Source organism: Chelativorans multitrophicus, assembly GCF_011317445.1.
Taxonomy (GTDB): domain Bacteria; phylum Pseudomonadota; class Alphaproteobacteria; order Rhizobiales; family Rhizobiaceae; genus Chelativorans; species Chelativorans multitrophicus.
This window is the reverse complement of the sequence record NZ_JAAAPL010000007.1, coordinates 1-21,401: the sequence shown is the minus strand read 5'-3', so window position 1 is coordinate 21,401 and position 21,401 is coordinate 1. Positions and strand designations below refer to the sequence as shown.

Genomic DNA, 21,401 nt, shown 5'->3' with positions numbered 1-21,401 from the left:
CATGCAGTCAATGCAGCCTGTCAATTCGTGGGAACTGCAGCAAACAACTGCTCGAACACCTTCTTGGCCTTGCCTGTCTGCTTGACGGCCTTGGCCTGGTCGAGATTCACCGGCTTGCCGACGACGACGAGCGCGACCATGCCCATACCGTAGTGCGGCGTGCATTTGACGCCATAGACTCCCTCCTTGTCGAAGGCCACGGTGATCTGTTCGTTCATCTTGCCCTTGAACGGTTCGGCGCCGTCGGGGATCATCCCCTTGATGCTTTCGGCGTCGTGCGACTTGTCAGTCGGCACGAAGGTGATGGTGTCACCGGGCGCGGCGACGATGAAGTCGGGCTGGAACACCATTGCGCCTTTCTCGCCCTTGTTGAGCATCTGGACCTGATGGTCGGCGGCCTGGGCGGCGCCGGCCAGCAAAAGACCGGCGAACGCGGCCGCGATGGCGATTTTGAATCTCATGACATTGCCTTTCCTCTTATGACGGATTCAACCGTTGGGGTTTGTATAGGCCACGCCTCCGTCAATGACTTTGCTGCAACGCAAACAGATTGTACTGCGAGCCGAAAAGGTCGCAGCGCGCGAGGATTGCCGCGACGCGTTGTGTGTGGGACATTCCTGTGGTGGCCTCCGACCGAGGCGGTCGCCGGCAGATGACCGAAGGAACTTGAACTTGAGCCGTCTCGACCGCTCGCTGATTTCCGGGCTTGCCCCATTTCAGGGCCTGTCCGCGGTTGATCTCGACCGCATGGTCGGGCAGGCCCGCTCGCTCCGCATCGCCAAGGGCGAAGCGGTCTTCGAGCAGGAAGGAGAAGCGCATTCTTTCTTCCTGCTGCTCGACGGGCATGTGCGGGTGGTGAAGACGACGCCCGATGGCCAGCAGGTGATCGTGCGCTACATCAGCCCCGGTGAGCTGATGGGGATCGCCCACGCGCTTGGCCGCACGACCTATCCGGCGAGTGCCATCGCCGCCGTCGACTGCGTGGTGCTCGCCTGGCCGGGTCGGCTCTGGCCGGAATTCGCCGCCGCGTTTCCTGATTTTGGCGTCAACACATACAGAACAGTTGGCAGCAGACTGCAGGACGCGCATACGCGGGTCGTTGAAATGTCGACGGAACAGGTAGACCGGCGCGTCGCCCACGCCCTCCTCAAACTTGTCAGTCAAACGGGCAGAAGGACGGACGAAGGCGTGCTCATCGATTTTCCGATCTCTCGGCAGGATATCGCCGAGATGACGGGAACGACGTTGCACACAGTCAGCCGGCTCCTCACCGCGTGGGAGGAACAGGGTCTGGTCAAAAGCGGACGTCAGAAGGTGACCGTGACCGAGCCGCATCAACTGCTCATGCTTGCGGAAGGACGCACGTCCAAGACCTAGCTGGTGCCGGTGTCCTCTTCTGCAACCGCCCTCTTCAGGTCTCGAGCGAGCGAGGCCGGGTCCAAATCGTGTTCTCTCGCGGCATCGATGATGGTATGAAATGGGGCGATAGGGCAGCCAACGCACAGCAGTCCATGATCGAGGACGACGCGGATGGTGGCCGGCCATTCTCGCATTATTGCATCCATCGTCATGTCGTCGTGTAGTGTCTGTCTCACAGCCGATATCCGCATCTGGAAAACGGCCATGTTCACCGCATTCAAGCAAGCGATCGTTGCGCGGCAGCAAACTGAAAAGCGGACTCATTCGAAAAGTCGTGCTGCGCTTGCGCGTCTTGGAGGAAGCGGTGCCGGGAAGAAATCCTCTGGCGTCAGGGTGATGTCTGCCAGCGTGTAGCGATCGAGCGTTTCATGGAAGGAGGCCATAGCCTCGCCGAGCATGCCGGACAGCTTGCAAGAGTTCGTGAGGATGCACTGGTTACCCGTTGCGAAGCACTCGACCAGTGCGAAATCCGGCTCCGTCATTCGGATTACGTCGCCGATGCGAATCGTTTCCGGCCGGCGGTCGAGCATCAGTCCTCCGGAGCGACCGCGCACGGCCTTGAGGTATCCGCCACGCGTGAGCGTGTTGGCGACCTTGTTCAGATGCGTCTTTGACACGCTGAAGGCGCGCGCTGCCTCCTCAATGGTAATCAGTCGGTCCCCCGCCGTCGCGGCGTACATCAACATCCGCAACGCGTAGTCGGAAAAACTCGTCAGCCGCATTGGCCATTCCTCGCCGCATTCGCTGGCCAGTTCGACATCAGAGGCTTTCCTTGAGGATGGGCTGGACCGCGAGCGTGTCGTCGCCACGGCTGAACGCGACCGCAAGGCGGAAGGAATGGGCGATGCGCAGCGCGCGATCCATGAAGAGGACCGCAACATCCGCTGGGCAGAGCCTGTCAACGGTGGCACGGAAGAGCATCAGCCAACGGCGGAAATGCACCTCGCCCAAGCCAGGAATGGCCAGATGCGGCGGCAACGGCCGGCCCTCGTAGCGTTTCGTGCGCAGCAACGTCGCCGACCAGAAATCGCACATTTTTGCAAGATGGTGCGGCCAGGCCTCGGAGTTGATCGCACCGTTGAAGATCGGCCCCAGGAGATCGTCGTTGCGGATCTCCTCATAGAAGCCATGCACCACGTCGTGGATCATGCGTTCGTCCAGGATTTCCGGCAACGGGACGCCGTCGACGATGATCGTTGTCCTGCCAGCGGATTGTTTGCTCATCTGCCCGCCGCCTTTCTCGCAAACCCCAGATGCGCTCTTGCATCTGCATTCATCATCTCGGGCGTCCACGGCGGGTCATATGTCAGCCCAACTTCCACACGCTGTATCCCTTCGACGATCCAGGCGGCGGACTCCACGGCGTCTCTAAGATAGGCTGCTGCGGGACACCCGGCCGTGGTGGTCGTCATCTCCACGTGCACCACTCCGGCCTCGACGACTGCCACCTTGTAGATCAGGCCGAGGTCAACGACGTTTTCGCCAAGCTCCGGGTCGATCACCATGCGGAGCGACTGGCGAACGCTCTCCGCCAACCCTTCTCCTGGCTTATCGCTCATGACTACTTTCCCCCGGACGAGCCGGCACGAATGACGATGCGATAGTGCCCCTCCGGCTCGAACCCGCCGCGCCACTGGTGTCCCCTTGCCTCCAACTCCTTGAAAAGGAACAGAGGCTCGCGCGGCAACAGCGCCGAAATCGTCTCCCCGGCGGCAAGAGCCTCGACACCCTCGAGCGTCTTCACCATGGGTTCGGGCGGATCGAGATCACGGCAATCGATCTCCCGGACGGGAACCTGCCAATCATCGCCAACCCCGTGACCGACCGAGTCTGAGGTTTCGACAACCGGTGCAATCGCGGCGGCTGGCGTGAAGACGACTTCCCAATCACCGCCGCCGATCTCACGAGATACCGGTTCGAAACCGCGCGCGCCAAGCACCTGGAACAGGGGAATCGGCTTGAAGCTCGCAAGCAACCGCAAGCTCTGTCCAGGCGCCAGTTCCGCCACGGCTTCCATGATGGCGCTGAACGGTTCTCCACCGTCCCGCAGGATCGGCCTTACGTCGAGATCACGGTGGGGAATGGTCATGGGAATCTCCAGGCAACCTGGTCAATGGTTGCGAATTGCAGGCAGGAACAGATGCGGCGGCGTGGTTCCTTTTGGAAAACGTACAGCGGCGGCGACATTGAACAGCCTGCGCGCCAGCACCAGCTCGACGACGATTGCGGCCGTCGCAAGCAGTGTCGTGGCCGCCGTCACGCGGAAGAGGTTGGGCGCATCTGCCAGCAATGCAACCGTTCCGCCCAGGACACCGATGAAGTAGAGCACGAACAATGGTTCATCGCGTCTTTCCACCATCAGATCCTGCACGCGCGGCGTGGGCTTGCGGCCCATAACGGGCCCGTAGCATTCGAGCCAGGTCAGAAACGGTACGATCTTGTAGAGCTGCGAGAGCCCCAGCCCTGTCAGCCAGCCGAACGCGACGAGATAGACGAGCGCGCCCGCATGAATGGCCAGCGTGCCGGTCGCAAGCAGACCAACAAGGAGTGCCGCCGAGAGATATAGCGCAGCGAAGGCCCCGATTGCCGATTTGCTGTTCAGTTCGATGTTTCGCCGTCTGCGGTTGCGATAGAAGAAGACCAGATCCACACCGTAGCACACGAGCGCAGCCATGGCGGACAGCCCGGCGATGACGCCCGCAATTCGACCACTCCCACCGAGAGCGAATTCCACCGGCGCCCCCATGACGATCGACAGAAGCGCAATGCTGCCGCTCCACCAGACCACGCGGCCGGTCGTGCGCTCGGCCTCGGGCGCCAGCATGAACATCGGCAGTAGTCGGTAGCTCACGCCGATCGCCGTGAAGGTGAGCCAGCCGCCGAAACCGGCGGCGGCATGAACGGGAAGAAGCCGGGTCCGAAAATCGATCATCGCCGCGTCGGAGATCAGACCGGAGAGGATGTGCGCAAAAAATGCGCCAAGCAGGAACGTGGTGGCCAGGCAGGTCAGACCCACGGCAACGAAGCGCGCCGGCAACGGCAGTGGCCGCGCCTGCCAGAGCGTGCGGCCCAGCGTCCAGAGAATCAGCCCAAAGCCAATAGGAAGCAGACAGCCGCCGATCAGCAGGAAGGGGATATCGCTATCGAGTGTGCCTGTGAGCCGGAGGAACCCCGCCAACAAGGAGGTAAGGCCTGCAAGCAGACACAGCAGCGCTGGCAGAACCAAGGTCTCGTCGCGGAGAGGCTGTGCGACCAGCACCGGGACGAACTGCAGCAGAGCTCCACACATCAGCAGGCTGAGCCATCCGATCGTCACCGTGTGGACGAGCAGCAAGGTTTCCGGTGCCTCCGCCGGCATCGTCGGAAAGCCATACCCGGCAACCATCAGGCATTCAGCCGCGATCAGGAATGCCACCGCGCCAGAGAAGAAGGCCATCGTCCAACGTGACAGGCTCGAACCGATCATCGCCAACCTCCGGTAAGGCCGGATCGCTCGTCGGAGGTTTCCTGCTCCCACCGCGTGGCATCACGGCAGAGGCCGTCGCAAAGCCACAGAAGCTCGCCGCCCGGAGGGCCAAGAAGATTGCCGCCGCTTAGCTCGACAAGCAAAGCGAGCCGGTCTGCCTGGGCATGGAAATCGGGCCGGCGCTCCCTGCCTTCGAACGCCCCTGTCGAACCTCGTGAATGCGTAGCTGAGGAAGACATCCGGTTGACTTCACATCTGTTTCTGGAGTTCAGCATCTTTGGCAAAAGATATATTGTCAATCTATGTTTTCTCGGTGACGCCACACCCTCGGAACCAGCGATCGTTTAGCCTCATGAACCAGCGACACTTCCTGATCAGATTCAATATGTTGTGCCCCACCGGTTGAATCAGGTCTCATCGCGGGCCCATCGGGACAAACGCGATCTTGTTTGCGCTAGCGCAAAGAGCGCTGCGGTTCGACGGATAAGTTGACCTTTCAAGTCATGATTTTTGCCACCTTCGGGCGGGCTCTCACTCATTTCGGATGGGTCGTCCTTGATGATCGGTAGCGAAACATCCGAGACCCGCAACGAAAGCGTCGCGAGGTCCGATTGCCAGACCCAGGAGCCGACATGAACCGCCTATCGATTCCGTTCGTATCAACCCTAGCCTTGCTTGCGGGAATCTCCGGGGCGTCTGCGCTGGAATATCCCATCGGCAAGCCCCAACTGATGAACGGCATGGAGGTAGCCGCCGTCTATCTGCAGCCGATCGAGATGGAGCCCGCGCATATCATGAGGCCAGCAGCGGATTCGGACGTCCATCTGGAGGCCGACATCCACGCCACGAGGGACAATGCCAACGGCTTTGCCGAAGGCGACTGGATCCCAAATCTGACTATTGAATACACGTTGACCAAACTCGACGACAACGGGCAGACAGGTGGTGTCTTCATGCCGATGGTCGCCAGTGACGGCCCCCATTACGGCGACAATGTAAAACTGATGGGCGCCGGAAAGTACCGGCTCGTCTACAAGATCGCGTCGGTGGCGCCCGACGCCGCATCGCACTTCGGCCGGCACGTCGACAAGGAGACGGGCGTAGGCGCATGGCCCGAGACCTTCACGGTCGAATACGAGTTCACCTATGCGGGCACTGGCAAGAAGGGCGCTTACTAGCCCAAATCAGCCGCGCCGCGCCGCCGGCATGCACGCGACTTACTCGCCGCGCTCGTATGGCGCGGTGGCTTAGTAACCTGCATTGGAAAGTGTGAGATGTCCGTTTTCGCGCGCTTAATACCGATCGCTACCGGCGCAGCCCTTTTATCGATGTCCGTCCCGACAAGCGCCGAAGATTATCCGGTCTTTGTTGTCGAGTTCAAGGACGGCGCCATCTCGCCTTCGACGATCGAGGTTCCCGCCGGCACGCGATTCAAGCTCGAACTTCGCAACACTGGCCTTAGCCCCGTCGAATTCGAGAGCCTCGAACTGCGCAAGGAGAAGGTGCTGGGCCCGGGCGTCACGTCCTTCATCGTCATCCGCAGCCTCGATCCCGGGGAATACCGCTTCTTCGACGACTTTCATCTCGATATGCCACCGGCCACCCTGGTCGCCAGGGAGCCTGCATCTCCATGACCGGCCTTCATGGACAAGTGGCCTTCGTCATCTGGCGCGAGAGCATGGAAGCGCTGCTCGTCGTCGGCATCCTCCACGCGTGGCTGACACATCACGCCGAGGCGAAGGCGATCGCGACCGGCAGGCGCTTCTTGTGGGGCGGCGTCGTTGCCGGTCTGGCAGCGGCCTTGATTCTGGCCGTTGTCATTCTGTCCTTTGCGAGCCTGCTGGAGGGCGATCGCGAGGACTATTTCCAGATCGCCATGGCCGGGTTCGCCGCCCTGCTCATCCTGCAGATGGTTGCGTGGATGCGCCATCATGGCAGCGGCCTGAAACGAGACCTCGAACGGGGAGCCCAACATGCGGTGACCGGCGCCGACTGGTGGAGCCTCTTTCTCCTGGCGATGATCGCTGTCGCGCGGGAGGGCAGCGAGACAGTTGTCTTTCTTTACGGCATCCTCGCATCCGTGGGCGAAACGGCGCTCGCCGGCAATGTCGCAGCGGCCGCAACCGGCTTCGCGCTGGCCGGCTCGGCCTATTGGCTGCTTCAGGTGGGCGCCCGGCGCTTTCCCTGGAGCGTCTTCTTCCGAGTCACCGAGATCCTTCTGCTGGCGCTGGCAGCGTCGCTGGTCATGACCGCACTCGATCGCGCAATTGGACTCGACCTCGTCTCTCCGCTCGGCGGACCGTTGTGGGATACGTCCTGGCTGCTTGACGACAGCGGCCCGCTCGGCGGCTTCGTCGCCTCGGTGACCGGCTATCGATCTCGGCCCGATCTGATGTCCGCGCTCGTCTACGCTTCATTCTGGATCGTCGCGGTCGCGCTGCTGCGAATGCGGTTGCCGCATGTTTCGCCCAGACCGTCATGACTATACGGATCACGCTGCCCATTCGAGCCTTGCCCGCGCCCGAAAGCGACATATGGCAAAGCGTCGGCGACTGGCTCCGGCGTCACCAGTCGGCAATCCGGCGCGTGCAGTGGTTGGCGGTGTCGATCTATGCCGTGCTGCTGATCGTCCCCGTATTCCTCCCGCTTCCCGACAATGCGGCCTATCTGTGGAGCAATTTCACCCGTTTCGCTCAATTCGTCTTCTGGGGCGTCTGGTGGCCCTTCGTGCTTCTGAGTACGACGCTGGTCGGACGGGTCTGGTGCGGACTCCTGTGCCCCGAGGGCGCCATTACCGAATTCGTCAGCAGTCGTGGATGCGGGAGAGCAGTCCCCCGCTGGCTGACATGGCCCGGCTGGCCCACCGTCGCGTTCGGCTCCACCACGCTCTACGGACAGATGATCAGCGTCTACCAATATCCGCGCCCGGCCCTGCTGATCCTTGGCGGCTCGACCCTTGCGGCTGCGGCGATCGGTTATCTCTACGGGCGCAACAAGCGCGTCTGGTGTCGATATCTCTGTCCGGTGAGCGGCGTCTTCGGCCTGCTCGCAAAGCTGGCGCCGCTGCATTTCCGCACCGACCCGTTCCTGTGGCAACAGTCGCAGATGTCGAAGATCAAGCCGGGACCGGTGAACTGCGCGCCTCTCGTGCAACTGCGGACCATGCGCGGCGCCAGCGACTGCCACATGTGCGGGCGCTGCAGCGGCTTTCGCGGTGCGATCCGCCTGGCCCGACGCTCGCCCAGCCATGAGATCGTCCATGTCGCCGGAAAGACCCCGAAGCCCTGGGAAACGGTGCTGATCACCTTCGGGCTGATGGGGGTCGCCGTGGGTGCGTTCCACTGGTCCGCAAGTCCCTGGCTCGTCGCGATCAAGCAAATGGCTGCCGAACGGCTTGTCGAGATCGGCGAGACCTGGCCACTCGAAACGTCCGCGCCGTGGTGGCTGTTGACCAACTACCCGGAGCGTAACGATGTCCTGACGCTGCTCGACGGGACCGTTCTCGTCGCCTACATCCTGGCGACCGCCCTCGCCTGCGGCAGCGCGGTGACACTCATTCTCGCCATTGCGGCGCGCTGCCTTGGACCGTGGACGACGGCCCGCTTCCATCACCTGGCGCAGACACTTATTCCGCTGGCCGGCGCCGGCGTCTTCCTCGGCCTCTCCGCCCTCACAGTCAGTCAGCTTCGCTCCGACGGGGTCGCTTTGCCGTTCATCGACGTGCTGCGCTCCTCTTTCCTCGCGCTGGCATCGATCTGGTCGGGAACCCTTTGCTGGCAAGTCAGCGGGATCTACACAAATGGGACAGGCCGCCGCGCATTGGCGGTGCTGGCCGTGGCTGTGGGGATGAGCGTCGTCAATTCAGGCTGGCTCCTGCTTTTCTGGTTCTGGTAGCAACGCGCGGCCTGCTCCCGCGATCATTCACGCCGCAGCAGGTAGCCTCCGAAAGCCACCAGGAACAGACTGAAGGCCGCGACCCAGAGCCCGGCTGACATCCTTATCCAAAGCCCGCCATCGGCAACTGACGTCTCCGCCACGAGCCGCGAAAGGCACGACAGCATGATCGATACGAATGCCGCCGTCGCCGGGACGGAGTCCGAAAAGGAGCGGCCGCTGTGCTTGCGGATCATGCTTGCCATGATGGCCAGGCTCATCATGCCGAAGGCACCAATCGTCCAGGCGTGGATACCGGCGCCCCGCCCGACGGTTTCCGGAACAAAGACATGGAGCGCCAGAAGCATGAAGCCGGCGACGGTCCAGCAATAACCGACGTGCAATGCAATGATCGACCAAGGCGCGCTGCCCTGCCAGCCGCGCCATTGTGCAACGCGCATGAGTTGACAGACGGCAGCGGCGGCACACGCTGCGCCCGTCAGCTGTGCTTGCGGAGAGACGGCCCATGCGACAAGGGCGCACGTCGTCGCAATTGCCGCAGCGCGTTCCACCTGCGTCGAGAGCCGGATGCAGCGCAGGTCGCCCGTCTGCTGTGCGTAGGCTGCAGTCAGGGCAGGAACGATCCGCCCTCCAATGATCGTGATCAGGCCGACGATCGACACGATAGCCATCCTGAGCGCAAGTTCGACGTGCCATGCTCCCGCCATTGCGACGATGCTTGCGCAAAAGCACGACAGCAGCAGCACGACCTTGACGTTGCGACGGTCCCTGCCCGCGATCACCGGTCCGGCTGCGACGATCGAGAGAGACAGAACAAAGATGGCGGCAAAGGTGAGCCCCACGGTGGCGGACAGGAACGATGACGCGCGCGCGGCCACCCATGTTGCAGCCAGAAGGCGCCTCGTCGAGCGGGAAACGGCGGGCTGTTTTGTCCAGCGAGGCAGGGCCGTCAGCAGGAATCCGGCAAGGACCGCAGGGATCGTTCCGAACAACAGGGCGTTTCGATGCCACACGCCGGCGCCGCCGCCGGACAAGGTTTCTGTCAAAAACGCCAGGGGCAGCCAAGCCGCAGCCCCCAGCATGGCGTCCATCGCCGCTATGAGGAAGAACAGCCTGAAAGGCTCCCGCCTCCTCGTGATGCCTGAACGGCTGGGAGACCTGTGCTGGATTGAAGCGGTTTGCTTTTCCATTTGTTGTCAGCGGGACGACCCCAGGACGAAAGCGCGGCCATCAATTCAGAAATCATCGGCCTGTTGTTTGCGCTGGCGCAAACAACCCGCAGCCAATCCCGCTATGATTTAATGTGTCTTGCCGGCTTCGGCCCAACCGATGTCGGAGGATGTGCTGGATGCCCGCTTCGACGCTCATGCTCGCCCCCAATGCGGATTCGGACGACCGACACAAATACCCGGCAGCATCGCAGGAGCAAGGACGACATGCCCGTGAATGATCTGTCGCAAGGAACCGATCGCCCCGCCCGTAACGTGGGACCGACAGTGGTCCGTCGACTGACGACCTTGATGAGGGAGGTTCAGCTCGATTGTGAATGCCACTCTCGCCTCGACGAAGCGCTTGTTCGGTTTGCCGCTTTGGAGGAACGACGGGAAGCATGCGAGCATCTTGCCAGCGCGCGCCATCAACGCGAACGCATCAATGCGGTGCTTTTCTTCCTGCAGGACCTCGACGATCTGACCGCGACTGAAGGTGACAACAGTGTTTACCTGGATATCGCGCTCCTCTTTGACGACATTGCTACGACCGCGAGGGCCGGCGCATATGCCATGCGGCATCTCTCGGCATGCCCGGCTGAACCCGACGGATCATGAACCGGCCCCGAGCGAGTTTCGCAATTGGCCTTGGTGGCGTGATTCACCAGGCCTTAACTTCGGTGCGTTTTCCGACTTCGATCCTCCACTCGGGCGGACCTTGCCAGATGCAAGTCCAGCTGTGCTCCACGTCGAAAAAAGCCGCGAATTTCCGCTCAAGCGCCGTTGGGTCGAAGTCGCAGACGAAAGTGAAGGTCTGACTTGGCCTGAGACCATCGAACATCGACAAGACTGCTGCCTGTTGTTTGGCCGCGGGAAGTCTCCGCACATCAAAGGTCATGTCATTCTGGGATTGGACGGACATTGATTTCCTGACGGCTTGATTGCCGTCATCAGACCAAATGCGATCACCCACTTCTTTGCGCAAGAGCAAGGAGAGCGTCGATGACCGCGCCTATCCTTTTGAAAAAGGATACGGCCATGTCACCGGCTCGACAGCAGCCCCGTTCGGAAATACTTCATTTGATGACTTGCCATCCAGCGACGTTGCATGCTCTGCTTGAAATGCCTGAGCTCATTGCGTCCCGAAAATCGAATGGCCCCTTCAGACGGTTCCGTCGTTTCCTCGCAGCGGTCGCGCGATGGTGGCCGCGCAAGGTGCGGCACTAGTCGCGATAGGCACAATCCCGTTTACGAAACCTGCCCTTCGCCCCATCGCTTCAGCTCGTCGCCAGGATCGACGCCGGCCCAATTGACCAGTCGGGCAGCAATCTGCCGGATCAATTCATCGACCGACGCCATTTTGACGTAAAACGGCGGCACCGGCGGCGCCACAATCGCACCCATCCTCGCCAGGGTGAGCATTGCCGAGAGATGCCCTTCGTGGAGGGGCGCTTCCCGCGGCGCGAGCACCAACCTGCGCTTTTCTTTGAGCACGACGTCGGCGGCCCTGGTCAGCAGGTTGTCGCCGAGACCGTGAGCCATTGCGGCCAGTGACCGCATCGAACACGGCACGACGATCATGCCATCGGTCCTGAACGAGCCGCTGGCGATCGGCGCGGCCAGATTTTCGTGCGAATGGGTGCGCGTCGCCGCAGCTTTCAGGCGAGCCAGGCCGCCAGCGCCGAGTTCGTGGGCGATCGTGGCCTGCGCGCCCTGCGAAACGACGAGATGCGTCTCCACGCCGGCATTCGACAACAACCGAAGCGTTTCGAGCGCCAGGATGGAACCCGACGCTCCCGTGACGCCGACGATCAGCCGCTTTTTCATTGTTTCTTCCCGTCGCCCCGTTGCGGAAAGAATTCGGTCCAGCGCAGGGAGACCTGTCGCTCGATGTCCGTCGACATCCGCAGCTCCTTTCCCCACTCGCGGCTGGTTTCGGACCCGATCTTGCGTGTCGCGTCGAACCCGAGCTTGCCTCCGAGGCCCTCGAGCGGAGACGCGAAGTCGAGCTGGTCGATGGGCGTTCGGTCTACTCGCATCAGATCCCGTGATGGATCCATCCGGGTCGCGATGGCCCACATGACGTCCGGCCAGGACCGGATGTCGATGTCGTCGTCTACCACTATGACCAGTTTTGTCATCGAGAACTGCGGCAGAAGCGACCAAAACCCCATCATGACGCGTCGCGCCTGACCTGGGTAACTCTTCGCTATGGAAACCACGGCGATCCTGTACGAACAGGCCTCGGGCGGAAGCCAGGCATCGACGATCTCGGGTATCTGCTGCCTCAGAAGCGGCTTGAACACCTCGATCAGCGCCTCGCCGAGAACCGAAGGCTCGTCGGGGGCACGGCCGGTGCACGTGGTCAGATAGTGCGCATCGTCGCGCACGCAAATGCGTTTGAGCTGAAACACCGGATATGATGCGGGAGCGTTGTAGTATCCAGTGTGGTCGCCAAACGGGCCCTCCAGCGCCATGTCACCCGGCGAGACGACGCCTTCCAGCACGATCTCGGCGCTGGCGGGCACGTGAAGAGGAATGCTTGCGCAGGGCGCGACCGCCATTCGCCGATTGTTGATCATTCCGGCCAGCGCCAGTTCCGAAACGCCGTCAGGCGTGGGCATCACCGCCGAGATCATGGTCGCGGGGTCGGCCCCGATAATGACCGCGACCGGCATCTCCGCCGCCTGCGCCTGCCACAGCCAGTGATGCGCCGCTCCGCCGCGCATAGGCAGCCAGCGCAGGATCGCGCGGTCGGGACTGATCACTTGCATCCGGTAGACGCCAAGATTGTAGGCGGCGGGATCGTCTGCACCCGGCGGTCGGGTGACCACCACCGGCCAGGTTATCAGCGGCCCCGCGTCGTCCGGCCAGCAACGCTGTACGGGAAGGATAGAGAAGTCCCGTTCGGCGTCGTGCCAGTTGCGGGACGGGGTAACGATCCTGGGTCGAGCCAGCAGCGCACCCCGTGCGGCAGGCAGCATCAGCCGCGCCTCGCGCAACGTCGTCGGCGGTCGCGGCGCCCGCATCCAGGCAAGCAATTCACCAAGCGTCTTCAATCCTGCAAGGTTAGTGCCCAGACCGCTTGCGACGCGCTCCGTCGTACCGAAAAGATTGGTTACGACAGGAAAACGCGACGCCCTGCCTTGATCGTCGAGCGGCTTCGACAGGCGCAACACGGGTCCCTTCGCTGCGATCACTCGTCGATGCAGCTCGGTGATTTCCAGCTGCATCGACACGGAGGCGTCGATCTCCTGCACCTGCCCCCTAGATTCGAGGAGGCTGAGAAACGAGCCGAGGTCGGCGAAAGACGGAAGAAGGCGCTGATGCATGAAACGGCCCAGAATGACGGCAGCTATCACCTCTTGGCTGATCCGTTCTTTGCGGAAGTGCAAAGAACTGCGAGTTCAGCAGGAATAGTGTGTCCAACAATAGGTCAGGAGGCTTCCATGCTCGGACATCTGATTGGCGAAATGCGTATACTGTGGAGTTCGGTGACGGCTTGGGCATGCGACCGGCAGCACAGAATGGATACTTCGAGGGAAATTCAAGCGCTTGATGCGCATGAACGCGCCCGTGTCCTTGGCGAACTCGGATTGACACAAACAGAACTCGGCGCTGGATTGCAGATTCCCTTTATCTCACGGGACCTCATTTCGGGGGCCTTGCATGCACTTGTCATCGACCCGGATGCGCTCCGCGCACGCCATGGCAGCTGGGAACGTGACATGCGACGGGTCTGCATGGCATGTCCCGCTCGCGGGCGCTGCCGGCGGGACCTGGCCACAGGCGATTTCGCACGCCGGTACCGTCATTACTGTCCGAACGCCGCCAGCCTGGTCGAATTGGAACATGTGGGTCGCGGTAACGGCCGGACGAGCGTGAGATGACGCTGGAAGCAACGGAAGGCAGACTGCCGCCATTCGCCCGGCAACTGTGCCCGGTCGTTGCCGGGCTGCCGCTCGGCCCGATGCTGACGCTATCCCTGCGCTCGCTTGCCCGGCAGCGACCCGGGCTATTCGAACGCTTGGGCGAGCACCGATCCGTGCGCTATTTCGTCGATCCGGTTGACCTGGCATTTGCGTTCACGATCATCCCGGACGGAATGCGATCGGTCGTCCGCGTTGTGCGGAAGGAGCAAACGGCGACATCCAGCGTCGTGGTCAGAGGTCCTCTCCTGATGTTGCTCGGCCTGCTCGACGGCACGCTCGACGGGGATGCACTGTTCTTTAACCGAGTGATCTCGGTCAGCGGCAGCACCGAGGCGGTGCTTGCTCTGAGAAATACGATCGAGGATGCAGAACTGCTCCCCGCCGACCTGCTCGGACTGAGCGGGGCTCTCGCCCGGGCGGCGAATGCCGGGATCCTCGGCGGCCTCGATGCGATGCGGCGGCTCGCCGCGTCTGCAAAGCCCGGACCATCGCAGGAGAAATCATGAGCTCGACGCGTATGGAACTGGTATGCCCGGCAGGGACGCCTGCAACGCTGAGGGCGGCCGTGCAGGCCGGCGCCGACGCCGTCTATTGCGGGTTTCGCGACGAAACCAACGCCCGGAACTTTCCCGGGCTTAATTTTTCGACGGAGGAAATGGCGGAAGGGGTCCGTTTCGCCCACGCGCATGGCAGCAAGGTTTTGGTCGCCATTAACACCTTCGGCAGGGTGGGCAGCGTGGACCGATGGCGCAAGGCGGCGGATGCGGCGGTCGGGTGCGGCGCGGACGCCATAATCGCCGCCGACATCGCCGTGCTCGATCACGTCGCAAGCAACCACAAGCAAATCCGCCTTCATTTGTCGGTACAGGCTGCGGCCGCCACGCCGGAGGCGATCGGGTTCTATGCCGAGACGTTCGGCGTTCGTCGGGTCGTCTTGCCGCGAGTGCTGTCCATCCAGGAAGTTGCCACACTAAACCGGGAGATCCGCGTCGAGACGGAAGCCTTCGTATTCGGCGGTCTCTGCGTGATGACGGAGGGTCGCTGCTATCTCTCCTCTTACGCGACCGGGAAGTCGCCGAACCTGAACGGTGTGTGCTCGCCGCCGGAAATGGTCAGTTACGAGGAGGATATCGACGGCACCGTGGCGCGACTCTGCGGCTTCACCATCGACCGCTATGCACCCGGCGCGCCGGTGGGTTACCCGACGCTGTGCAAGGGACGGTTCAAGGCTGGTGACAAAACCTCCTACCTTTTCGAGGATCCCGTCAGCTTGAATGCAGGAAGCATGATTGCCGGACTGAAGGCGGCCGGCGTGACGGCCTTGAAGATCGAGGGGCGCCAGCGTGGCAAGGGCTATGTGACCGAGGTGGTTCGCGCCTTCAGGAAAGCCGTCGACGCGGTCGAGCAAGGCAGCGACGGAATCGAGATCGATCGCATTCTGGCAGGTCAGTCGGAAGGCGGCCGACAGACGACCGGCGCCTACAAGAAGTCGTGGAGATGACCGTGCAGAAAGCCGCGTTGACGCTGGGGCCAGTCTTCTTCCACTGGTCACGTGCGAGGTTGACGGATTTCTACCGCCGCATTGCCGATGAAGCTCCGGTCGAGCGGGTCCATGTCGGAGAAGTTGTCTGCGGCAAGCGGATGCCGTTCTCCGATCCGGCTTGGCCAGACATCATTGAACGCCTGGAGCGCGCCGGAAAGGAGGTGGTGATTTCCACCCTGGCTGCGCCAGCAACCGTGCGGGAGCGGCGGAGCGTCGAGGAACTATGTACCGACGAACGATTGATTGAAATCAACGACATAACCGCCCTACCATCGCGTTCAGGAAGGCCTTTCGTCACCGGGCCTTTCCTGAATGTCTATAATGAAGGCTCGGCTCGGTTCCTGATCGATCGTGGCGCACGCTCGATTTGCCCACCGGTCGAACTGTCCCTGGCCGCCATCGGCCACATGGCGCAGGCATTCCCCCAGACCGAGTTCGAGGTCTTCGCCTTCGGCCGGCTGCCCCTCGCCATCTCCGGACGGTGCTACCACGCGCGGCATCGTGGGCTGCACAAGGACTCCTGCCAGTTCACCTGCGAAAAGGATCCCGACGGCCTCGCGGTCGATACGCTTGACGATCAGGAATTCCTCGCGATCAACGGTGTGCAGACGCTATCCAACCAAGTGCAGGCCTTCCTGCCCATACCCAGCGAACTGACTTCACGCAGGATCCGGCGCCTGCGTCTTTCGCCCCAGACCGCGGACATGGTGGAAGTGGCAAGGACCTACAGGGCCTTGCTCGACGGCAGACAGGACCCCCAAAGCGCCCGCTTCCTTCTGTCATGCCTCGAACTGCCCGGCGTGATGGTCGACGGGTACGCATACGGTAAGCCCGGATGGGAGGCGACCGCATCGATCTGAAAGAAAGGGAGACCGCGCGTATGCTGCTAGGTCGGTCTCCCGCAGCCAGCAGGGCGCGGATGTGAACGCACGCGCCGATGTCGTACATGGAGATCCTGGCAGGCAAGGTTGTCGAAACGCAAACTTCTCGAAGGAATACTCGAAGCGATCCTGAACTTTGGCATTTCGCAAAGAGGCGGGCAGCAGCAGCGGCTAGAGTTCATAAATCGACGACCAGCGCAGGATATTCCCGTTGCAAACTTCGATCCCGGCGAAATACGGCGAGGCCCGCCTCCCCCGCTACACCAGCTATCCAACGGCCCCGCAGTTCTCGTCGGATATCGACGGCGATACATATCGAGGTTGGTTGAAGAGCCTGCCGGCGGGCGATCCCGTATCTCTTTACCTGCACATTCCGTTCTGCCGGTCGATGTGTTGGTACTGTGGCTGCCACACTACGATTACGCGTCAGGACGCCCCGATACTCGACTATCTGGTTGTGCTGCGCGAGGAGATCCGCATGGTCGCGGAACTCACGCCGCCGCAGCTCGGCGTCAGCGCCGTGCATTTCGGCGGAGGAACGCCGACGATCATCGCACCGGCGGAGTTCCTAGCACTGATGGCTCTGCTGCGCTGCAACTTCGACTTCACGGACACGGCCGCGGTCGCCATCGAGATCGACCCTCGCACCCTGACGGCCGAGATGGCCGCGACCCTGGGAGCGACCGGCATCGGCCGGGCAAGCCTCGGCGTACAGAGCTTCGATCCGATCGTACAGAAGGCAGTCAACCGCATCCAGACACCGGAGCAAACTACCGCCGCCGTTCTAGATCTCCGCAGAGCCGGTGTTGCTGAGATCAATTTCGACCTCATCTACGGGTTACCGCATCAGACGGTGCGGTCCTGCGTCGAGACCGCAAACATCGCCGTCACGATGCGGCCTGACCGGTTCGCCGTGTTCGGTTACGCGCACGTTCCCTCCTTCAAGAAGCATCAGCGCATGATCGACGAGGCGGCGCTTCCGGGTAGCGCCGCCCGCAGCGAACAGGCAGCAGCCGTCGCCGGGACATTGGTCGCTGCCGGTTACCGGCAGGTGGGCCTGGACCATTTTGCCCTACCGGGCGACGAGCTAGTGCTGATGCAGAAGGCCGGCAGGCTACGGCGCAACTTCCAAGGCTATACGACCGACACCTGCGAAACGCTGGTCGGCTTCGGCGCATCGGCCATCGGCCGCGTTGGCGAGGGATACGTCCAGAACGAGGTCGCTTCGGGCGTCTATTCCCAGCGGATAGCCAGCCGCCATCTCGCAACGGCCAAAGGTTACCGCCTCACAGCCGAGGACAGCATAAGGGCGGCGATCATCGAGCGGCTGATGTGCGATTTCGAGGCGGACATTCCGGCGCTCTGCATCGCGCGCGGTTTCGACGCGGCCGGTATCCTCGATGCGGCAGCCGACATGCTGAAACCGTTGGTCCAGGATGGCGTGATTGACATCAGCGACGGGTTCATCCGTGTGCGTCAGGACCACCGCTTCATCATACGGGCAGTCGCCGCCGCCTTCGATGCCTATCTCGGTCAGTCGAATCGGATCCACAGCAGGGCGGCTTGATCAGGCTGCTTTCCTGACAAGATCGCGGCGGTCAGCGCGCACGCCGGGCATGACCTGGCGACTTACGGCCTGCCGGTTTTGGTGCTGCGCCGCTTGGCGGTCAGGGCACCGCTGCCTGTCGCTGCTTTTCGAACCAGCTTGCCTTCTCGTAGAGCCTGAACCAGGCCGTATAGTGGTCCGCTCGCGTGGCAATGTCGTCCCGGATAGAGGCCAGAGCCTGCCAGCGGAAATCGTCGGCCCCGTCCGCATCGGGCACGATCTCGCCGTCGTAGAGTCCCGAGAAGACGTGCACGATCTCATTTTCCCATAGCCCGTTTCCAACTGGCGCGCCGTACTGGAACCGGCACACAAAGCTGAGCGGGACGACGAATCCCATCTCCTCTCCCAGGCGGCGCTCGGCGGCATGGGCCGGAGATTCGCCCGGCCGCGGATGGCTGCAGCAGGCGTTGGTCCACAAGCCTCCTGAATGATACTTCGCTGCGCTGCGACGCTGCAGCAGCATCCGGCCGGCGCTATCAAAGATCAGCACCGAAATGGCGCGGTGGCGCATGTTCCTCTGGTGAACGATCAGCTTTCCTGCGCTGCCGACAGCGCGGTCGTTTGCGTCAACCAGGATCAAGTTTTGCTCGTCCGGGGGGTGACGTCCTTTCCTTCGTATCGGCGTGTCGTCCAGCCCTTCTGCCCTAGTGATCATGGGTGCCGAGCCTATGGTGGAGGCGCGCGTCATGCGTCCTGAAGTGCAAGGTGAACCAGGCGTCCAGACGATCCGATAGCTGTTGCGACGTGCCTTCGGGGTCGGCCTCGTAGCCGTCCATGATGTCGCGTATCTCGTCCAGTAGTTGCTCATGCGCCTGCTTGTGCTCGGCGAACTGGTCGTAGCCATGCTCGCGCATGAAACGCTCCTCGAGCGCGAAATGCGCCGAAATCGCCCGGAATATCTCGCCGAGGAAAGCCGTCACCATAAGGTCCGGGCTTCCCGCGAGCAGGTTCTCGTGAAGCTGGTTGATGAGGTCGATGAGTTCTCGGTGCTCGTGGTCCACGGCGTCGACACCGACGCTGTAGTGACTTTTCCATTCGATCAAGGCCATTGGACACTCCTGTCGCGTCAGTGAAAGACAAAGCCGCCAGCGTCGGCTCGGAAGTCGATCACACGGTGATCGGCCGGACCGAGTTCGACGGATCGCTCGCCCCGCCAGGCGAATTCGCCGTCTGGGCGGTCGCGCATGCGAATGGCCACTTCATATCGGCCGGCAGGCAGGACAAAGCGCTGGTGAACGCGCGACGGTCCGTCCCCGGCAATCCCCGAAGGGGGCACGTCGGCGTCGAATGCGCGCTTGCCGTCGATGTCGAACTCGACCCTGATCGCGGGCCGCTCGCGCGGGCAGATCTCCGGCCGGCGCATGTTGGCCGGCAATGCGGCCAGTTCCTCCAGCGTCGCTTTGCGGCACGCCGCCTTTCGGTCGGCGCTGTGGCTGAACGACAGGGTCAGGACGCCGGCACCCTCCGGGAAGCTGCGGTAGGAAGGCCAGTTCGACAGCGCCGCGGCGCCTGTGAAGATCAGGGCGAGCACGGCAAAGCGTCCGAGCATCGACATGGCGGTTCTCATGCCTGATCCTCCAACTCCTCGTTGGCGCTCCGTCGCGCAACGGGCTGGAGGGCGCTCGCCAACCCTTGGAGACGCTCGGCAAATGCCGCCTTTTCGGCCTCGAAGCGATTGGTCTCGAAGGGCGAGGCCCAGATGGTGGCGAGCCGCTCGCGCGGCACGCGCTTGCGCAGGTAGGGATCCCGCGCGCCGGCGAAGCGCTGCTTGGTCCATTCGACGCCGAGCCGGTTGTAGCACACGCTTTCGCCGCAGCCTGCGACGATCACTCCATCGGCAAGGTTCCGGCTCAGGATGAAGTCAATCAGCGAGGGCGGGATCATCGCCACGCAGGGGAAGGTGACCACGGCGCCGATGGCCCCGCTGCCAGCGCCATGCTCGCAGGCAAGCACCATTACCCTGCCGTCGCCGCGAAGCTCGGACGAGGCGGCGGCAACGCTGTCGCGCACCTCACGCAAGGGCTGGCCGGGAAGATCGATCCCGGTCTTCAGTTCCACCGTGCGTCGGAACGGCGTCGAGGACGGGCACGAACCCATGCAGATGCCGCAGCTTACGCAGAGATCCGTCGACACTTCCGCCTGATGCGGAAAAGGCTCGCCGTCGGTGCGCGGCACCAGCCGGATGGCCTCGTAGGGGCAATCCTCGACGCAGCGGTTGCAGCCATTGCAGTTGGGCAGATCGACCGTTGCGGCTGGGGCTCGGCGGAAGGGCGGCAGCCAAGGCATGGCGGCGAGCATGGTTGAGACGCCGACAAGCAGGCCCCAGAGGCTCCACCCACCCCATTTTTCCGCCAGCGGCAAGAGGGGCAAATAGAACCAGTCGAGGCTGATCTCGGCGGGAACCTTGGTGAGGTCTGCTGGTCCTTGGCTGACGGCCGGCGTCAACAGCGCCACGGCCAGAAGCGCGGCAAGCACCAGCGCGGCCAGGAGACGCGGCGGATTCACCTTGGGACGTGAGATGCGCTGGATGTGGATCCACATGCCGAGCAGCAGCACCAGCGGCACTGCGATGTGCAGGAAGACAAGCAGCGAGAAGAAGCGGCTGCTGAGATGCTCCGGCGTCAGGAAGTTGCGCGCCAGCGGCTCGCCAAAGATCGGCACGACGTCCAGCAGCTCTGCCGAGACTATCGCCACATACTGAGCCAGTTTGTCCCAGACCAACCAATATCCTGTGATACCCGAGATGTAGAGAAACCAGATCAACGGAATGCCGGTAAACCAGGAGAACCAGCGCGTGCCGCGATAGCGGTCGAGCGAGAACTCCCTGAGAAGGTGCAGCGCGATGCTCAGCACCATGAGGTCGGATGCGTAGCGGTGGAAACTGCGCATGACGCCCGCGTGATACCAGTGCGCGTCGCTGATCCATTCGACGGACGAATAGGCGTTCACGACACCGGTGTCGAAAAAGATGAACAGGTAGATGCCGCTGACCGCCACCACCCAGAACAGGAAGAAGGAGATCGCGCCGAGCTGCGCCAGCGGATTGAAGGCGGGCGAGAACAGCCTTTCCGCACCGCGTTCCAACTGGTCGAAGACGAGACGTAGGCCAGCCTTGGCGTGGCGCAGCGGCGGCCAGTCGTGCTGATTGTTCCCGCTCGCGTCGGAACTCATGATCCAGACCCGGCGCGTGCAAAACGGCGGTTGCTGCGCCACGTGCGCACTATTACGCATGCCATCAAAACGAGCGACAGGCCGCCGGTGCCGACCCCGATGTAGATGGCATAGTCTGTGCGGTAGCGGCCGGTCTTCGGATCGTACACGGTGCACAGGAAGCGCAGCCGGTCGGCGAGGCCAACGGCTGAGATGTCGCTTGGCACTTAATTGTAAGAATACGGTGGTTTCGTCCGGACTTGGCATTTTATTGTGAGAATCGTGGTGGCCGGATTCTCAAA

Annotated in this window: 26 protein-coding genes; 10 read left to right on the top strand and 16 right to left on the bottom strand. The window is 62.5% G+C overall.

The window, feature by feature from the left end:
• Positions 1-20: 20 nt before the first annotated feature.
• Complete coding sequence (locus tag GNP00_RS21225) at positions 21-461, bottom strand: pseudoazurin (protein WP_011578727.1); 441 nt, start codon at positions 459-461, stop codon at positions 21-23.
• Positions 462-672: 211 nt separating this feature from the next.
• On the opposite strand from GNP00_RS21225, the gene GNP00_RS21220 reads away from it, so the two are divergent.
• Positions 673-1,377, top strand: a complete 705-nt coding sequence (locus GNP00_RS21220; protein ID WP_011578728.1) for a Crp/Fnr family transcriptional regulator — start codon at positions 673-675, stop codon at positions 1,375-1,377.
• On the opposite strand, the gene GNP00_RS21215 is transcribed toward GNP00_RS21220, so the two are convergent.
• The 7 genes from GNP00_RS21215 to GNP00_RS21185 form a co-directional block, all read right to left on the bottom strand.
• Entirely contained in the window at positions 1,374-1,595 is a 222-nt protein-coding gene (locus GNP00_RS21215) for a DUF1858 domain-containing protein (RefSeq protein ID WP_343034336.1), read from the bottom strand. The two genes, GNP00_RS21220 and GNP00_RS21215, sit on opposite strands and share 4 nt — an antisense overlap.
• 84 nt (positions 1,596-1,679) lie before the next feature.
• The gene (locus tag GNP00_RS21210) at positions 1,680-2,141 is read right to left on the bottom strand and encodes an RrF2 family transcriptional regulator (protein ID WP_011578730.1); all 462 of its coding nucleotides are present in this window, start codon (positions 2,139-2,141) and stop codon (positions 1,680-1,682) included.
• A gap of 37 nt (positions 2,142-2,178) precedes the next feature.
• Positions 2,179-2,643: a group III truncated hemoglobin gene (locus GNP00_RS21205; RefSeq protein WP_011578731.1), complete on the bottom strand. Its 465-nt coding sequence runs from the start codon at positions 2,641-2,643 to the stop codon at positions 2,179-2,181.
• Positions 2,640-2,978 (bottom strand): metal-sulfur cluster assembly factor, encoded by a 339-nt coding sequence (locus GNP00_RS21200; protein ID WP_011578732.1) that lies wholly within the window; start codon positions 2,976-2,978, stop codon positions 2,640-2,642. The genes GNP00_RS21205 and GNP00_RS21200 overlap by 4 nt, the downstream gene beginning before the upstream one ends.
• 2 nt (positions 2,979-2,980) lie before the next feature.
• Entirely contained in the window at positions 2,981-3,508 is a 528-nt protein-coding gene (locus GNP00_RS21195; protein WP_011578733.1) for a DUF2249 domain-containing protein, read from the bottom strand.
• A gap of 21 nt (positions 3,509-3,529) precedes the next feature.
• Positions 3,530-4,885 (bottom strand): hypothetical protein, encoded by a 1,356-nt coding sequence (locus GNP00_RS21190; protein ID WP_011578734.1) that lies wholly within the window; start codon positions 4,883-4,885, stop codon positions 3,530-3,532.
• Positions 4,882-5,124 (bottom strand): hypothetical protein, encoded by a 243-nt coding sequence (locus GNP00_RS21185; RefSeq protein ID WP_041544179.1) that lies wholly within the window; start codon positions 5,122-5,124, stop codon positions 4,882-4,884. Before GNP00_RS21185 ends, GNP00_RS21190 begins: the two co-directional genes overlap by 4 nt.
• 393 nt (positions 5,125-5,517) lie before the next feature.
• Between GNP00_RS21185 and GNP00_RS21180 the strand changes: the two genes are divergently transcribed.
• The 4 genes from GNP00_RS21180 to GNP00_RS21165 all read left to right on the top strand — a co-directional run bounded on the left by GNP00_RS21180 (position 5,518) and on the right by GNP00_RS21165 (position 8,779).
• Positions 5,518-6,063 carry an iron transporter gene (locus tag GNP00_RS21180; RefSeq protein WP_011578736.1) on the top strand — a complete coding sequence of 182 codons (546 nt, stop codon included), beginning with the start codon at positions 5,518-5,520 and terminating at the stop codon, positions 6,061-6,063.
• Positions 6,064-6,159: 96 nt separating this feature from the next.
• A complete protein-coding gene (locus GNP00_RS21175) occupies positions 6,160-6,519 on the top strand; it encodes a cupredoxin domain-containing protein (RefSeq protein WP_011578737.1) in 360 nt (119 codons plus the stop codon).
• Entirely contained in the window at positions 6,516-7,367 is an 852-nt protein-coding gene (locus GNP00_RS21170; RefSeq protein WP_011578738.1) for an FTR1 family iron permease, read from the top strand. Before GNP00_RS21175 ends, GNP00_RS21170 begins: the two co-directional genes overlap by 4 nt.
• Positions 7,364-8,779 carry a 4Fe-4S binding protein gene (locus GNP00_RS21165; protein ID WP_011578739.1) on the top strand — a complete coding sequence of 472 codons (1,416 nt, stop codon included), beginning with the start codon at positions 7,364-7,366 and terminating at the stop codon, positions 8,777-8,779. The genes GNP00_RS21170 and GNP00_RS21165 overlap by 4 nt, the downstream gene beginning before the upstream one ends.
• Positions 8,780-8,802: 23 nt before the next feature.
• On the opposite strand, the gene GNP00_RS21160 is transcribed toward GNP00_RS21165, so the two are convergent.
• Positions 8,803-9,969 (bottom strand): NnrS family protein, encoded by a 1,167-nt coding sequence (locus tag GNP00_RS21160; protein WP_011578740.1) that lies wholly within the window; start codon positions 9,967-9,969, stop codon positions 8,803-8,805.
• A gap of 246 nt (positions 9,970-10,215) precedes the next feature.
• Here GNP00_RS21160 and GNP00_RS21155 point away from each other — a divergent pair, with 246 nt between their 5' ends.
• On the top strand, positions 10,216-10,605 hold the full coding sequence (locus tag GNP00_RS21155; RefSeq protein ID WP_198139682.1) for a hypothetical protein: 390 nt from the start codon (positions 10,216-10,218) through the stop codon (positions 10,603-10,605).
• 43 nt (positions 10,606-10,648) lie between these two features.
• Here GNP00_RS21155 and GNP00_RS23900 read toward each other — a convergent pair whose 3' ends face one another.
• The 3 genes from GNP00_RS23900 to GNP00_RS21140 form a co-directional block, all read right to left on the bottom strand.
• Entirely contained in the window at positions 10,649-10,885 is a 237-nt protein-coding gene (locus GNP00_RS23900) for a DUF2249 domain-containing protein (protein ID WP_166163250.1), read from the bottom strand.
• Between the two features lie 350 nt (positions 10,886-11,235).
• Positions 11,236-11,814: a UbiX family flavin prenyltransferase gene (locus GNP00_RS21145; RefSeq protein WP_011578743.1), complete on the bottom strand. Its 579-nt coding sequence runs from the start codon at positions 11,812-11,814 to the stop codon at positions 11,236-11,238.
• On the bottom strand, positions 11,811-13,319 hold the full coding sequence (locus GNP00_RS21140; protein WP_011578744.1) for a UbiD family decarboxylase: 1,509 nt from the start codon (positions 13,317-13,319) through the stop codon (positions 11,811-11,813). Before GNP00_RS21140 ends, GNP00_RS21145 begins: the two co-directional genes overlap by 4 nt.
• A gap of 554 nt (positions 13,320-13,873) precedes the next feature.
• On the opposite strand from GNP00_RS21140, the gene ubiT reads away from it, so the two are divergent.
• The 4 genes from ubiT (at position 13,874) to hemN (ending at position 17,910) form a co-directional block, all read left to right on the top strand.
• Positions 13,874-14,425, top strand: a complete 552-nt coding sequence (gene ubiT / locus GNP00_RS21135) for a ubiquinone anaerobic biosynthesis accessory factor UbiT (RefSeq protein WP_011578746.1) — start codon at positions 13,874-13,876, stop codon at positions 14,423-14,425.
• Positions 14,426-14,436: 11 nt separating this feature from the next.
• Positions 14,437-15,420: a ubiquinone anaerobic biosynthesis protein UbiU gene (ubiU, locus tag GNP00_RS21130; RefSeq protein WP_157037982.1), complete on the top strand. Its 984-nt coding sequence runs from the start codon at positions 14,437-14,439 to the stop codon at positions 15,418-15,420.
• A complete protein-coding gene (ubiV, locus tag GNP00_RS21125) occupies positions 15,417-16,322 on the top strand; it encodes a ubiquinone anaerobic biosynthesis protein UbiV (RefSeq protein ID WP_157037968.1) in 906 nt (301 codons plus the stop codon). The genes ubiU and ubiV overlap by 4 nt, the downstream gene beginning before the upstream one ends.
• 232 nt (positions 16,323-16,554) lie before the next feature.
• Entirely contained in the window at positions 16,555-17,910 is a 1,356-nt protein-coding gene (gene hemN, locus GNP00_RS21120; protein WP_011578749.1) for an oxygen-independent coproporphyrinogen III oxidase, read from the top strand.
• A gap of 100 nt (positions 17,911-18,010) precedes the next feature.
• Here the strand turns inward: hemN and idi are convergent, their stop codons facing one another.
• From idi to GNP00_RS21100, 4 genes are read right to left on the bottom strand one after another with little or no spacing between them, the layout of a single operon-like run.
• On the bottom strand, positions 18,011-18,604 hold the full coding sequence (idi, locus tag GNP00_RS21115; RefSeq protein WP_011578750.1) for an isopentenyl-diphosphate Delta-isomerase: 594 nt from the start codon (positions 18,602-18,604) through the stop codon (positions 18,011-18,013).
• On the bottom strand, positions 18,594-18,998 hold the full coding sequence (locus GNP00_RS21110) for a bacteriohemerythrin (RefSeq protein ID WP_011578751.1): 405 nt from the start codon (positions 18,996-18,998) through the stop codon (positions 18,594-18,596). Before GNP00_RS21110 ends, idi begins: the two co-directional genes overlap by 11 nt.
• Before the next feature lie 17 nt (positions 18,999-19,015).
• A complete protein-coding gene (locus GNP00_RS21105) occupies positions 19,016-19,516 on the bottom strand; it encodes a hypothetical protein (RefSeq protein WP_011578752.1) in 501 nt (166 codons plus the stop codon).
• Positions 19,513-21,120, bottom strand: a complete 1,608-nt coding sequence (locus GNP00_RS21100) for a cytochrome b N-terminal domain-containing protein (protein ID WP_011578753.1) — start codon at positions 21,118-21,120, stop codon at positions 19,513-19,515. Before GNP00_RS21100 ends, GNP00_RS21105 begins: the two co-directional genes overlap by 4 nt.
• Positions 21,121-21,401: the final 281 nt, after the last annotated feature.

Excerpts from the sequence above, each read along its gene's own strand:
- GNP00_RS21225 (WP_011578727.1), bottom strand. The coding sequence starts at position 461 with ATGAGATTCAAAATCGCCATCGCGGCCGCGTTCGCCGGTCTTTTGCTG.
- GNP00_RS21210 (WP_011578730.1), bottom strand. The coding sequence starts at position 2,141 with ATGCGGCTGACGAGTTTTTCCGACTACGCGTTGCGGATGTTGATGTAC.
- GNP00_RS21205 (WP_011578731.1), bottom strand. The coding sequence starts at position 2,643 with ATGAGCAAACAATCCGCTGGCAGGACAACGATCATCGTCGACGGCGTC.
- GNP00_RS21200 (WP_011578732.1), bottom strand. The coding sequence starts at position 2,978 with ATGAGCGATAAGCCAGGAGAAGGGTTGGCGGAGAGCGTTCGCCAGTCG.
- GNP00_RS21195 (WP_011578733.1), bottom strand. The coding sequence starts at position 3,508 with ATGACCATTCCCCACCGTGATCTCGACGTAAGGCCGATCCTGCGGGAC.
- GNP00_RS21190 (WP_011578734.1), bottom strand. The coding sequence starts at position 4,885 with ATGATCGGTTCGAGCCTGTCACGTTGGACGATGGCCTTCTTCTCTGGC.
- GNP00_RS21185 (WP_041544179.1), bottom strand. The coding sequence starts at position 5,124 with ATGTCTTCCTCAGCTACGCATTCACGAGGTTCGACAGGGGCGTTCGAA.
- GNP00_RS21180 (WP_011578736.1), top strand. The coding sequence starts at position 5,518 with ATGAACCGCCTATCGATTCCGTTCGTATCAACCCTAGCCTTGCTTGCG.
- GNP00_RS21175 (WP_011578737.1), top strand. The coding sequence starts at position 6,160 with ATGTCCGTTTTCGCGCGCTTAATACCGATCGCTACCGGCGCAGCCCTT.
- GNP00_RS21170 (WP_011578738.1), top strand. The coding sequence starts at position 6,516 with ATGACCGGCCTTCATGGACAAGTGGCCTTCGTCATCTGGCGCGAGAGC.
- GNP00_RS21165 (WP_011578739.1), top strand. The coding sequence starts at position 7,364 with ATGACTATACGGATCACGCTGCCCATTCGAGCCTTGCCCGCGCCCGAA.
- GNP00_RS21160 (WP_011578740.1), bottom strand. The coding sequence starts at position 9,969 with ATGGAAAAGCAAACCGCTTCAATCCAGCACAGGTCTCCCAGCCGTTCA.
- GNP00_RS21155 (WP_198139682.1), top strand. The coding sequence starts at position 10,216 with ATGCCCGTGAATGATCTGTCGCAAGGAACCGATCGCCCCGCCCGTAAC.
- GNP00_RS23900 (WP_166163250.1), bottom strand. The coding sequence starts at position 10,885 with ATGACCTTTGATGTGCGGAGACTTCCCGCGGCCAAACAACAGGCAGCA.
- GNP00_RS21145 (WP_011578743.1), bottom strand. The coding sequence starts at position 11,814 with ATGAAAAAGCGGCTGATCGTCGGCGTCACGGGAGCGTCGGGTTCCATC.
- GNP00_RS21140 (WP_011578744.1), bottom strand. The coding sequence starts at position 13,319 with ATGCATCAGCGCCTTCTTCCGTCTTTCGCCGACCTCGGCTCGTTTCTC.
- ubiT (WP_011578746.1), top strand. The coding sequence starts at position 13,874 with ATGACGCTGGAAGCAACGGAAGGCAGACTGCCGCCATTCGCCCGGCAA.
- ubiU (WP_157037982.1), top strand. The coding sequence starts at position 14,437 with ATGGAACTGGTATGCCCGGCAGGGACGCCTGCAACGCTGAGGGCGGCC.
- ubiV (WP_157037968.1), top strand. The coding sequence starts at position 15,417 with ATGACCGTGCAGAAAGCCGCGTTGACGCTGGGGCCAGTCTTCTTCCAC.
- idi (WP_011578750.1), bottom strand. The coding sequence starts at position 18,604 with ATGATCACTAGGGCAGAAGGGCTGGACGACACGCCGATACGAAGGAAA.
- GNP00_RS21110 (WP_011578751.1), bottom strand. The coding sequence starts at position 18,998 with ATGGCCTTGATCGAATGGAAAAGTCACTACAGCGTCGGTGTCGACGCC.
- GNP00_RS21105 (WP_011578752.1), bottom strand. The coding sequence starts at position 19,516 with ATGAGAACCGCCATGTCGATGCTCGGACGCTTTGCCGTGCTCGCCCTG.
- GNP00_RS21100 (WP_011578753.1), bottom strand. The coding sequence starts at position 21,120 with ATGAGTTCCGACGCGAGCGGGAACAATCAGCACGACTGGCCGCCGCTG.